Consider the following 11933-nt stretch of genomic DNA (forward strand, 5'->3'; position numbering starts at 1 on the left):
TGGCGTTTCCAACGATGAGGGATCAAAAATGGAGACATTGGGCAATAGGGCCGACATGATGAAAAGGAGGAAAAACATGGGCATTTTGCATGACCTGTTAAAAGATATTCCGATTCCGAAAGTGGCGAAAGTGAACGTTCATTTTGATGACACTTGCATTGAAAACGTGCCGCTCGCTCTAATGGAAAAGTTGCAGCAAGACCATATCCGCAGTCTCATTCGTCCGGGCATGGAAATCGCGGTGGCGGTCGGAAGCCGCGGGCTGGATCGGTTGGTGGAGATTGTCGCTACAACTGTTGCCTTTCTAAAGGAACAGGGGGCGAAACCGTTTATCGTCCCGAGCATGGGAAGCCACGGCGGTGCAACGGCGGAAGGGCAGCGGGCGGTGTTGGCCCATCTCGGCGTAACCGAGGAAACGGCCGGCTGTGAAATTCGCTCATCGATGGACGTCGTCCAACTTGGGCAGCTGCCAAACGGCCTTCCGGTGTATATGGACCGGTTTGCGGCCAACGCCGACGGCATTGTCGTCATTAACCGCATAAAACCTCATACCGCTTTTCGCGGCCCGGTTGAAAGCGGGCTGATGAAAATGTTGAGCATCGGGCTCGGAAAACAAAAAGGGGCGGAAGCATGCCACCAGTTAGGATTTAAATACATGGCGGAAAATGTTCCGGCGATGGCGAAAATGATGATGGAGAAAAAACCGGTGCTGTTCGGGGTGGCAACGATTGAAAATGCATTTGACAAAGTAGCGATCGTGGATGTGTTGACGCCAAAGGAAATCATTGAGAAGGAGCCAGAGCTGCAGAAAAAAGCGAAGCAGCTGCTGCCGCGCCTGTTTTTTGACCAAATTGACGTGCTTGTCATCGACCAAATCGGAAAAAATATTAGCGGCGACGGAATGGATCCAAACATTACGGGCCGCTATCCGACTCCGTACGCGCATGGCGGTCCGGATGTGAACAAAATGGTCGTGTTGGATTTAACCCCGGAAACGGAAGGGAACGCCAACGGGGTCGGGACGGCCGATTTCACGACCAAACGGCTTGTCGATAAGATGGACTTGGAAGTGACATATGCAAACGGCCTGACTTCAACTGTTGTCGCCCCGACGAAAATTGCGACGACACTGCCAAACGACCGGATGGCCATTCAGGCTGCCATTAAAACGTGCAATATTTTAGATTTTACAAAAGTGAAATTAGTGCGCATTCAAAACACCTTGAAAATCGGTGAAATCGAAGTGTCGGAAGCGTTAATTCCTTATGTGGAGAGCCACCCGAATATGGAAGTCGTTGCCGGTCCATATGAATGGGTGTTTGATAAACATGGACAATTATTTTAACAAGCAAAGGGAGAGGACAACATGGATCGCTTATTTGACTTGACAGGAAAAGTAGCTGTAGCCATCGGGGGAAATAGTGTATTAGGGTCAGCGATGGCCAAAGGATTGGCTGCATACGGAGCGAAGGTCGCCATTGTGGGGCGCAATTTGGACAAGGCGGAACAAGTCGCCGCAGACATCCGCCATCACGGCGGGACGGCTCAAGCGTTTCAAGCCGATGTCAGCGACCGCGCTTCGCTTTTGCAAGTGGCTGAGCGCATTGAACAATGGGCAGGAGGCTGGGACATTTTGCTCAATGCACCCGGGAAAAACAGCTCGACCCCGTTTTTCGAGCTTGATGCGGACGAGTGGGATGACATTATGGATGTCAATCTAAAAGGGATTGTGTTTACATGCCAAATTTTCGCCAAACGGATGATCGAGCAAGGGAGAAAAGGAAGCATTATTAACATTTCGTCCGTGTCGTCAACGACGCCGCTCTCAAGAGTATTTACGTACTCTGTATCAAAGGCGGGGCTCAACAGCGTCACGCAATATTTGGCGCGCGAGTTGGCGCCGTATGGCATTCGGGTGAATGCCATTATTCCTGGATTTTTTCCGGCTGAGCAAAACCGGAAAATATTGGATGATGAACGGGTTGAAGCGATTATGCGCCATACGCCGATGAAACGGTTCGGCGAGCCGGAAGAACTGCAAGGAGCGGCGGTATGGCTGGCATCCGACCGTGCTTCAAGCTTCGTCACCGGCGCGCTCATCCGCGTTGACGGCGGGTTTGGCGCCATGACGATTTAATATAAAGTAGGCAGGGAGGTGAAGCCGATGCTTGAGCAAAAATATGAAAAGCTGCAGTCCATTCTTCGGGATATGGGATCAGTGGTGGTCGCGTTTTCCGGCGGGGTCGACAGCACGTTTTTGCTGAAAGCGGCGGTGGACACGCTCGGAGCAGATCATGTGCTGGCCGTTACCGCTGATTCGGAGACGTATCCGTCCAGCGAACTCGAGGAAGCAAAGCGGCTGGCGAAATGGATCGGGGCTCCGCATGAAATTATTGAAACGTCGGAACTGGCGATCCCGGGTTATGCGGAAAACTCGAAAAACCGCTGTTATTTTTGCAAAAGCAGTTTGTTTGACCATTTGATCCCCCTTATGGAGGCAAAAGGGTTTCAAAATGTCGTTTACGGTGTCATTGCCGATGACGCCAACGAATATCGGCCGGGAATGAAGGCGGCGAAAGAAAGAGGGGTGTGCGGCCCCCTTCAAGAGGCGAACTTATACAAAAAAGAAATTCGTGAACTCTCCCGCCGGCTCGGCTTGCCGACATGGGACAAACCGTCTTTTGCCTGTCTGTCGTCGCGCATTGCCTATGGCGAATCGATTACAGTGGAAAAATTGACGAGGGTGGAAAAAGCAGAACAATTTCTCAGACAGACGTTTCAGATTCGCCAAGTGCGGGTCCGCACTCACCAAGAGATTGCAAGAATTGAAGTGGAGCCAAACGATATGGCGGTCATTTTGGCGCATCGCGACCGCATTGCGAAACAGCTGCAAACGTACGGCTATCAATATGTGACGCTCGATTTAGTCGGCTATCAGAGCGGAAGTATGAACAAAATGTTGCCGTAAGCGATCGATCAGCGAACGGGCCAGCATGTCGAAAGCAGGTTCTTAAGCGTAAAGATTTCTGACGTGTTTCTGTTCCGGAATAACTTTTTTCGAATTAATGGACTAGCGTTCGAAATGGTTGGTTGAATGCGAAAAAGGAGAGGCATCATGGCAAAAGAATATGTGATCGGGTTGGATCTTGGAACGACAAGTGTGAAAGCATGTGTGTTTCATAGGAGCGGCCAATTGATGGCCGAGGCTGAAAAAATGAATACGTTCCATTACCCGAAACAAGGGTGGGTGGAACAAGATGCGGCGGAAATTGAGCGTTCCGCGGTCTTGGCCGTGCGCGAAGCAATCAGACAGGCTGGAATCAGCCAAAAGGAACTGTTGGCGGTCGGTTTATCGGCGGCAATGCATTCGCTCGTTTGCGTGGACAAGGACGGACATCCGCTTTCTCCGGCGCTCATTTGGGCTGATGGGCGAAGCGCTCCCCAGGCGGAACAGCTGCGGAAAACGATGGGGAAAACGGTGTACGCCAAAACGGGAACTCCGGTTCATCCGATGACCCCGTTGGCCAAATTGTTATGGATGAAAGAAACGAAGTATACGCCATATGAGCGGGCGTTTTCCTTTCTGTCGATCAAAGAGTATGTCGTGCGGCGCTGGTTTCATACCAATGTGATCGATTACTCGATGGCATCGGCGACCGGGTTGTTCAATCCGAGCACATTTCAATGGGAACCGGAGTTGCTCAAGTTAGCGGGGATTCGTGAAGATCAACTGTCCGAGCTCGTCCCGCCCACATATGTGATGACAGGGGTGGATGAGGCGGTTGCTGAGCAGATGGGAATTCCCCGTGATTTGCCGTTTGTCATAGGTGCTGCCGACGGCCAGCTCGCCAATTTAGGCATTGGCGCCATTTTTCCCGGCGAAGTGGCCGTCTCGGTCGGCACGAGCGGAGCGGTTCGCCAAATGACCCGTGAACCGAAAATGAGTGAAAATGGCGAGACTTTTTGTTATGCTTTTACAAAAGAGCGGTTTATTATTGGCGGGCCGTCAAACAACGGCGGCATTGCGCTGCAGTGGCTGAAAGACATCATGAACGATCAACGGAGTTTTAGTCAGTTTTTGGAAGATGCTGCACGAGCAGTGCCCGGGGCGGACGGTCTGATTTTTCTTCCGTATATTAACGGTGAACGGGCGCCGCTTTGGGATCCGCGGGCGAAAGGCGGCTTTTACGGAGCGACGGTCACCCATAAGCAAGAACATTTTATCCGGGCAGTGATGGAAGGGATCACGTTCAATCTTTACCAAATCGGAAAGGCGTTGGAAACATTGGCTGGAAAGCCAAAGAAGTTATACGTCAGCGGTGGGTTGGCGCGTTCTCCGCTATGGCTGCAAATCTTAGCGGACGTGTTTGATGCAGAAATCGGCGTTCCAAAAAGCCATCACGGGGCAGCGTGGGGCGCGGCATGGACAGCGCTTGTCGCCATCGGCGAAGCGGAATCGTTGGAAGCGATTAAGGCGCACATTCCGATGGGGGAAACAGTCATGCCGAATGAGGACAACCGGAAAGCCTATAAAGAGGTTTATGAACGCTACGAGCGCCTTGTCCGCCATATGGCGAGCTACTTTCAAAAGGAATAGGTGATGTGATGCTCGAAGACATTTTGCGACAAGTACAAACAGGGGAACTGAGTGTCGAAGAGGCGAAGGAGCGGTTGAAGCCGTTTGACCGCTTAGGATTTGCCAACGTCGACCTTCATCGCCCGAAACGGCAAGGGTTTCCGGAAGTGGTGTTCGGGGAAGGAAAAACGGCAGACCAAATCATCGCCATTGTCCGAACACTAAAAGAACATCACGACCGCGTGCTCGTCACCCGCGTGACACAAGACAAAGCAGCGGCTGTGCGTGCGCTGTTTCCTGAGCTGGTGTATCATGATGCCGCGCGTCTGTTATATTGGAAAAAGGAACAGGCGAAAACGAAGGAAACGGATGCGTATATCGCTGTGATTTGTGCCGGCACGTCAGATCTCGGCGTCGCCGAGGAAGCGGCGATCACCGCCGAGATGTTCGACTGTGAAGTGCGGCGGTTTTACGATGTCGGCGTGGCGGGCATTCACCGGCTGTTTCACCATATCGAAGCCATTCGTGCGGCGACCGTTTCGATCGTCGTGGCCGGAATGGAAGGGGCGTTGCCAAGCGTCGTCAGCGGCCTTGTCTCCCACCCGGTGATCGCCGTGCCGACAAGCGTCGGCTATGGCGCCCACTTCCAAGGGTTATCGGCATTATTGACGATGTTGAATTCATGCGCGCCGGGCATTAGTGTCGTCAATATTGATAACGGATTTGGCGGCGGATATAGCGCTGCCTTAATTCACCGGCTCGCCTGCCAAAAGGGGTGAAACGAATGACGATAATCTATTTCGATTGTTTCTCGGGAATCAGCGGAGATATGGTGATCGGCGCGCTCATCGATGCCGGCGCCGACCCGAAGCTGCTCGAAGCAGAATTAAAGAAACTCCCGTTGGAAGAGGAATACACGTTAACATGGCGGAAGATCGTCAAAAACGGCATTACGTGCACAAAGTTTGATGTTGTCCTCAAGCATGATGACCATCATCGACATCACTCCGGCGATGATCATCGTGACCACCATCACGAGCACGCTCATGATGACGGACACCATCATCATCACGGGCACGGTCATGATGACAATCATCACCATCATCACGAACATGATCACGGCGATGGCCGTCATCTCGCACACACTCATGGCGGCAGCGATCATCATCATGGGCACGGCCACCATCACCGGTCATACAAAGAAATTGCGGGGATGATTGAAGCGTCTGAGTTAGCTGCGGAAGTCAAAGAAACGGCGTTGGCGATTTTCCGCCGCATCGGCGAGGCAGAAGGACGGATTCATCACGTTCCATTGGATGATGTTCATTTTCATGAAGTCGGAGCCGTCGATTCGATCATTGATATTGTCGGAACGGCGATTCTCATCCATCAGTTAGGGGCGGTGTCGATTCAGTCGTCTCCGATTCCCGTCGGGTCGGGTACGGTTCATATCGCACATGGCGAATACCCGGTGCCGGCTCCGGCGACGCTCGAACTATTAAAAGGCGTCCCGATTGAACAGTCGGCGGTGAAAGGCGAGTTGACGACACCGACAGGGGCAGCGATTGTTTCCGTGCTGGCGGAGCGCTTTGGCCCGCTCCCGTCGATGAAAGTAACTGCCATCGGATATGGAGCTGGGACAAAAACGTTCCCGAACCGCCCGAATGTGCTGCGCGTAGTGATCGGTGAACAACGGTAGAGGTGTACGGAAGGGAGGACGAACGATGGGCGGCCATCCTCCTCATCATGAACATATTGACGAACAAATGGTCAAAATGGAAGTGAATCTTGATGACACGCCGGGGGAGTGGCTCGGCTACGTGATGGAGTTGTTGTTTGAGGCGGGGGCAAACGATGTGTTTTACACGCCGATTTATATGAAAAAGAATCGCCCCGGCGTTTTGCTGCAACTGTTATGTTCGCACGGGAAGCTTGAGGACATGAAAGAGATTTTGTTTCGTGAAACGACGACGCTGGGGGTGCGTTATTACCCGCTGACGGTGCATCGGCTCGAGCGGCGGTTTCGTGAGGTGGAAACGGAGTGGGGGACGGTGGCGGTAAAGGAAGGCATTTACCGCGGCCAAGTCGTCCAAAGAGCCCCGGAGTTTGAACAATGCAAAACGATCGCCCAGAGAAATGGCGTTCCGTTGAAAAACGTGTATGAACAAGTTTGGAAACAGCTGAATGAGAAACCGGAGAAAACCTAGGAGGACGATGATGAGCGGTTTGACGCTTACTTTGTTATTTGGCCTTCTTTTAGGAATGAAACATGCGACAGAACCGGATCATGTCGTTGCGGTGTCAACGATTGCCAGCCGCACGAATAAACTGTCGCTTTCATCGTTAGCCGGTGTGTTTTGGGGCGTTGGCCATACGTTGACATTGCTTGTGGTCGGCATGATCGTGATCAGTTTAAAACAGCATATTCCGGAAACAGTCGCCACATGGATGGAAATGGCCGTCGGCGTGATGATAATTGTGTTAGCGGTTGCCAGTTTCCGGGCCACAAGAGCGATGGGCGAACAGAAACCGCTTCATATTCACCATCTTCATATGAAATCAATGTTGATCGGAGTCGTGCACGGGATGGCCGGCAGCGCCGGCATGGTGCTTTTGACTTTAACGACAGTAGAGACGCCATGGCAGGCGTTCGCGTTTATTGTCATTTTTGGCCTTGGTACGGTCATCGGCATGATGATTTTTACGACATTGCTCGGCTTGCCGTTTTTGTTCGCCCGCCCGAAACAAACGTTGTATCGCGCGCTTGTGCAGGTTGTTTCTGCCATCAGTCTCGTTTATGGCGTTTATTATCTCTATGAAGTCGGTCGGGAAGGCGGATTGTTTTAACCAAAAAAGGCTGCGCAACATCGGAGCGCAGCCTTTTTTTGATTCAAAAAACCGCCCCACCCCGAACACGGGGTGAGGCGGCATTCGTCAGACGGTTATGATGCGATTTGCGCCACAATGGCATCGCCTTTGACATCGATGCGGATCGCACGCACCGATTGATCCGCGTCAAGCAGGCAGTCGGCGATGTTGTCTTCGACATGCTCTTGGATGGCGCGGCGGAGCGGGCGGGCGCCGAAGGCCGGATGGTAGCCGAGTTCGGCCAGTTTTTCTTTCCCCGCTTCCGTCACCGTAAGTTCAATGCCTTGCTCGCGCATCGCTGCTTTGACGTCGGTGAGCATCAAGTCGACGATCTCAAGCAAGTGCGCTTTTTCGAGCGACTTGAACTCGATGATGGCGTCGAAGCGGTTCAAGAATTCCGGCTTGAAGTAGGCGCTCAAAGAGTCAAGGACGCTCGCTTGCCCGCCGCTTTGCTTTTCAAAGCCGACGGTGATTTTTTTGTCGGTTGCGCCGGCGTTGCTTGTCGCGATGATGACCGTGTCTTTGAAGCTGACGGTGCGGCCTTGGCTGTCGGTTAAGCGGCCGTCTTCCAAAATTTGCAGGAAAATGTGCTGGACATCCGGGTGCGCCTTTTCCATCTCGTCGAGCAAGATGATGCTGTACGGGTTGCGGCGCACTTTTTCTGTCAGTTGGCCGGCTTCTTCAAAGCCGACATAGCCCGGCGGCGAACCGATCAGCTTCGAGACGGAATGTTTTTCCATGTATTCGCTCATATCGAGACGAATCATGGCGTCTTTCGTGCCAAACAGCTCCTCAGCAAGCGTTTTGGCGAGCTCCGTTTTCCCGACGCCGGTCGGGCCGACGAACAGGAACGAGCCGATCGGGCGGTGTTTCGCTTTCAAGCCGGCGCGGCTGCGGCGAATGGCTTTCGCGACTTTTTTCACCGCTTCCGCTTGGCCGATCACTTTTTTCGCCAAGTTTTCTTCAAGATGTTTCATTTTTTCTTTTTCATCGGCCTGCAGCTTGCCGACGGGGATGCCGGTTTTCTCGGCGATGATTTGTTCGATGTCGGCGACATCGACGACAGGGCGTTCTTGGTTGACGCCTTGTTCAAGTTGTTTTTCAAGCTTCAGTTCTTCAGCGCGCAGTTTCGCCGCCAATTCGTAGTTTTCCTCTTTCGCCGCTTGTTCTTTTTCTTTCGCGATTTGCATCAGCCGCTCTTGCAGCTGTTTTTCATCGGTCGGGCCGAGGCGCAAGTTCGCCTTCGAGCCGGCCTCGTCAAGCAAGTCGATCGCCTTGTCCGGGAGGAAGCGGTCTTGAATGTAGCGATGAGACAGTTTCACGCACGCTTCGATCGCTTCGTTCGTATAGCGGACGTGGTGGAATTGTTCGTATTTCGACTGAATGCCTTTTAGGATGGCGATCGCTTCGTCAACGGTCGGCTCGTGGACGATGACTGGTTGGAAGCGGCGCTCAAGGGCGGCGTCTTTTTCAATTTGCCGGTATTCTTTGAGCGTCGTCGCGCCGACGACTTGCAGTTCACCGCGGGCGAGCGCCGGTTTTAAAATGTTGCCGGCGTCCATCGAGCCTTCAGCGGCGCCAGCGCCGACGAGCAGGTGGATTTCGTCAATGAACAAGATGATGTTTTTCCGCTCTTGCAGCTCGGCGATGAGCCGCTTCATCCGTTCTTCAAATTGACCGCGGATGCCGGTGTTGGCGACAAGCGAAGCAACATCAAGCAAGTACACGTCTTTGTTCAACAGTTTTTCCGGCACTTGCCCTTCGGTGATTTTCAGTGCTAATCCTTCGACGATTGCCGTTTTCCCGACGCCCGGCTCTCCGATTAAGACCGGGTTGTTTTTGTTGCGGCGGTTCAAAATTTCAATGACGCGCGCAATTTCTTTGTCGCGGCCGATGACCGGGTCGATCAAGCCCGCTTTCGCCATTTGCGTCAAGTTGCGGCCGAATTGGTCCAAAAATCCTCCGCCATGGCTTTGCGGGCGTTTCGCCATCGTTTTCGGCGCATTCATTCCAACGTTGTCCGCCGCCAAATGGCCGGTGAAGAAATCATCGAACGAAAACGGCGAAAAGCCGAAGTTCATTGGAATGGACAGTTGTTGCTTTTGCTTTTCATAGCATGTATGGCAAAGGTGAAGTTCTTGTTTTTCCCCGTTCCATTGCAAGTTGACGAACACCGATGCTTTATTTTTTTGGCATGCTTGACATAGCATAAGGCATACCCCCTTTTTTGCTGTTTGTCTTTGACTTTCTTTGACCTTCTGGTTTTATTATACTTTGACCTTTTTTGACTTTCAAGTGTTTTGTACAAAAAAATTGTGATAACGGTGAAATGTTTTTGAAAAAATAGTGAATACTAATGTAGGTGCAGCCAAACTATGATAAAGTCAAAAACAGAAAAAGAGGCGAAAAACAGCCTGTTGCCGCCGTTTGCCGTAAAGTTTTATTGCTAAAAGGAGAAAGGTGAAGATGAGAAGACGTTTGCTTTTTACGTGGATGGCGTTGTTGGTTGTCGCTATGCTCGCGGCTTGCTCGAACAACGATGAGCAGGCGGAAACGCCGGCTATGCTCGAAGTCAAACTGGATGTTCCCGACCATATTGAATTGAACAAGGCGGCGACACTTGCCTGTGTCGTGACGTATGGCGGAGAAAACGTGGACGATGCGAGTGAAGTGAAGTTTGAAGTATGGAGACATGGAGACGGCGAGCGGGAAATGCTTGAGGCGAAGCATGACGGCGATGGCCGCTATTCGGTGGAAAAAACGTTCACGGAAGCAGGGACGTATTCCGTTGTCGCTCATGTGACGGCGCGCGATATGCATAATATGCCGAAAAAAGACATTGTCGTCGGCCAGCCGGAACAAGCCGCCAATGGCCCCGATGCCAGCAGCCTGGATGATGAGAAAGGCCATCACAGCAGTGTGGCGATGTCGTTATTATCCCATTCATTCGAAGCCGGGAAACCGGCCTCATTGGTTGTCCATCTGACAAAAGACGGACAGCCGCTGACAGGTGCAACCGTGCGCTTTGAAATTTGGCAGGCCGATAATAAACATGAATTTGTCGATGCGGCCGAAAAAGGGAACGGTGAATACGAAGCGGCTGTCACGTTTGCGAATCAAGGCACGTATTCAGTGAAAGTACATGTTGAAGGAAGCGGCGGGCTGCACGAACATCAAGTCGAACAAGTGACAGCGAATTGATCGAGCAGAGATGACAAAAACTGTCTTTCCTTTTCAACAAGATGATGCAGTTTGTTTCTTCTACACACCGGCAAGAGGAGGGGGTCCTGTTGATTGGATGGGATCCCTTCTTTTTTTCATTCCGGCGTCTTTCTTGTCCATGCCGGACATATATATGGCAATGAGCAGCGGACAAGAGAGAAGGGGATGGCAAACAGTGGGCAAGAGAAACGAGTGGTCGGAAGCGTGGCAAATCGCCGCTGTTTACATCGGTACCGTCATTGGAGCAGGATTTGCGACCGGAAGGGAAATCATCGAATTTTTTACTCGCTACGGGGCGGCGGGAACCGTCGGTGTGGCCGTCAGCGGTTTTTTGTTTACATGGGGCGGGGTTCGCCTTATGGTGATGGCGCGCCGCATTGGAGCGTCGTCGTACGATGAGTTGAACCGGTATTTATTTGGAAAAACGGTGAGCCCGTTCGTGACCTTGATGATGACTGCGATGATCGGCGGAGTAACGGCGGTGATGATCGCTGGAGCGGGGGCGGTGTTTGAAGAGCAGCTCGGTTGGACACGGCAGGGGGGCGTTGCACTGACGCTTGCTTTGGCGCTTATGGTGATGCTGTTGGGGCGGAAAGGGCTGTTTGGGGTCAATGTCTTTGTCGTGCCGATGATGGTCTTATTTAGCGTTTTCACTTTTATGAAGACGGTGATGGCCGGGGAGTTGTGCCGCGCGGATGTTGTGGCCTCCGACTATTCTTTAAAAGCGGTGTTGTCGCCGTTTTCTTATGCGGCGTTCAATTTGGCCATGGCACAAGCGGTGCTCGTCCCGGTCGCCCGTGAAGCGAGCGACGAACAAATCGTAAAGCGCGGGGCGGTCTTGGGCGGAATCGTCTTGACCGTTTTGTTGCTGTTAAATCATATTGTGTTACTGTCGTTTCCGTACAAGGGCAGTTACGACATCCCGATGGCGGAAATCGTTCATACGTTTTTTTCAGTGTTGTACTGGTTTTACGTCTTTGTCATTTACGGGGAAATTTTCACATCGGTCATCGGTGGCCTATTTGGGTTGGAGCGCCAAGTTCGCGTGTGGGTTCCGGTTCGCGGAAAATGGCTGGTGATATTGCTCGTTGTACTGTTCGCGGCCGTCAGCCCGTTTCATTACGGCGAGCTGCTGTCTTTCATCTATCCGTTGTTCGGCTATATCAGCCTCATATTATTATGGCTTCTTTGGCGCCGCAAGTTGCCGCGCTAGCAAACAGGCCCTTTCGCTTTCCCCGCCTCTTCCGTTCTGGAGCGGGGGCGAAAG

The 11933-nt window shown here is 52.3% G+C and carries 11 protein-coding genes; 10 read left to right on the plus strand and 1 reads right to left on the minus strand.

All coding sequences use genetic code 11. The features are described 5' to 3' along the window. Nucleotides 1-76: 76 nt before the first annotated feature. From M493_RS04535 to M493_RS04570, 8 genes are all read left to right on the plus strand, one after another. Entirely contained in the window at nucleotides 77-1345 is a 1269-nt protein-coding gene (locus M493_RS04535) for a lactate racemase domain-containing protein (protein WP_020959109.1), read from the plus strand. Between the two features lie 21 nt (nucleotides 1346-1366). Next, a complete protein-coding gene (locus tag M493_RS04540) occupies nucleotides 1367-2137 on the plus strand; it encodes an SDR family oxidoreductase (protein WP_020959110.1) in 771 nt (256 codons plus the stop codon). 27 nt (nucleotides 2138-2164) lie between these two features. After that, the gene (gene larE, locus M493_RS04545; RefSeq protein ID WP_020959111.1) at nucleotides 2165-2968 is read left to right on the plus strand and encodes an ATP-dependent sacrificial sulfur transferase LarE; all 804 of its coding nucleotides are present in this window, start codon (nucleotides 2165-2167) and stop codon (nucleotides 2966-2968) included. A gap of 147 nt (nucleotides 2969-3115) precedes the next feature. Beyond that, nucleotides 3116-4597 carry a gluconokinase gene (locus M493_RS04550; protein WP_020959112.1) on the plus strand — a complete coding sequence of 494 codons (1482 nt, stop codon included), beginning with the start codon at nucleotides 3116-3118 and terminating at the stop codon, nucleotides 4595-4597. Nucleotides 4598-4605: 8 nt separating this feature from the next. Beyond that, the gene (larB, locus tag M493_RS04555; protein WP_041267862.1) at nucleotides 4606-5355 is read left to right on the plus strand and encodes a nickel pincer cofactor biosynthesis protein LarB; all 750 of its coding nucleotides are present in this window, start codon (nucleotides 4606-4608) and stop codon (nucleotides 5353-5355) included. Between the two features lie 5 nt (nucleotides 5356-5360). After that, entirely contained in the window at nucleotides 5361-6275 is a 915-nt protein-coding gene (locus tag M493_RS18935; RefSeq protein ID WP_020959114.1) for a LarC family nickel insertion protein, read from the plus strand. A gap of 25 nt (nucleotides 6276-6300) precedes the next feature. Further along, nucleotides 6301-6783 (plus strand): nickel insertion protein, encoded by a 483-nt coding sequence (gene larC, locus M493_RS18940; RefSeq protein ID WP_020959115.1) that lies wholly within the window; start codon nucleotides 6301-6303, stop codon nucleotides 6781-6783. Between the two features lie 10 nt (nucleotides 6784-6793). Then, nucleotides 6794-7423, plus strand: a complete 630-nt coding sequence (locus tag M493_RS04570; protein WP_020959116.1) for a hypothetical protein — start codon at nucleotides 6794-6796, stop codon at nucleotides 7421-7423. 95 nt (nucleotides 7424-7518) lie between these two features. Here M493_RS04570 and M493_RS04575 read toward each other — a convergent pair whose 3' ends face one another. After that, nucleotides 7519-9654 carry an ATP-dependent Clp protease ATP-binding subunit gene (locus tag M493_RS04575; protein WP_020959117.1) on the minus strand — a complete coding sequence of 712 codons (2136 nt, stop codon included), beginning with the start codon at nucleotides 9652-9654 and terminating at the stop codon, nucleotides 7519-7521. 256 nt (nucleotides 9655-9910) lie between these two features. Here M493_RS04575 and M493_RS04580 point away from each other — a divergent pair, with 256 nt between their 5' ends. Both M493_RS04580 and M493_RS04585 read left to right on the plus strand, forming a co-directional pair. Then, nucleotides 9911-10645 (plus strand): FixH family protein, encoded by a 735-nt coding sequence (locus M493_RS04580; protein WP_020959118.1) that lies wholly within the window; start codon nucleotides 9911-9913, stop codon nucleotides 10643-10645. A gap of 196 nt (nucleotides 10646-10841) precedes the next feature. Further along, nucleotides 10842-11879, plus strand: a complete 1038-nt coding sequence (locus M493_RS04585; protein WP_020959119.1) for a membrane protein — start codon at nucleotides 10842-10844, stop codon at nucleotides 11877-11879. Nucleotides 11880-11933: the final 54 nt, after the last annotated feature.

The organism is Geobacillus genomosp. 3 (assembly GCF_000445995.2).
Classification (GTDB): domain Bacteria; phylum Bacillota; class Bacilli; order Bacillales; family Anoxybacillaceae; genus Geobacillus.

Bases quoted from the DNA above. Each gene is read 5' to 3' on its own strand.
- M493_RS04535 (WP_020959109.1), top strand. From the start codon at position 77: ATGGGCATTTTGCATGACCTGTTAAAAGATATTCCGATTCCGAAAGTG.
- M493_RS04540 (WP_020959110.1), top strand. From the start codon at position 1,367: ATGGATCGCTTATTTGACTTGACAGGAAAAGTAGCTGTAGCCATCGGG.
- larE (WP_020959111.1), top strand. From the start codon at position 2,165: ATGCTTGAGCAAAAATATGAAAAGCTGCAGTCCATTCTTCGGGATATG.
- M493_RS04550 (WP_020959112.1), top strand. From the start codon at position 3,116: ATGGCAAAAGAATATGTGATCGGGTTGGATCTTGGAACGACAAGTGTG.
- larB (WP_041267862.1), top strand. From the start codon at position 4,606: ATGCTCGAAGACATTTTGCGACAAGTACAAACAGGGGAACTGAGTGTC.
- M493_RS18935 (WP_020959114.1), top strand. From the start codon at position 5,361: ATGACGATAATCTATTTCGATTGTTTCTCGGGAATCAGCGGAGATATG.
- larC (WP_020959115.1), top strand. From the start codon at position 6,301: ATGGGCGGCCATCCTCCTCATCATGAACATATTGACGAACAAATGGTC.
- M493_RS04570 (WP_020959116.1), top strand. From the start codon at position 6,794: ATGAGCGGTTTGACGCTTACTTTGTTATTTGGCCTTCTTTTAGGAATG.
- M493_RS04575 (WP_020959117.1), bottom strand. From the start codon at position 9,654: ATGCTATGTCAAGCATGCCAAAAAAATAAAGCATCGGTGTTCGTCAAC.
- M493_RS04580 (WP_020959118.1), top strand. From the start codon at position 9,911: ATGAGAAGACGTTTGCTTTTTACGTGGATGGCGTTGTTGGTTGTCGCT.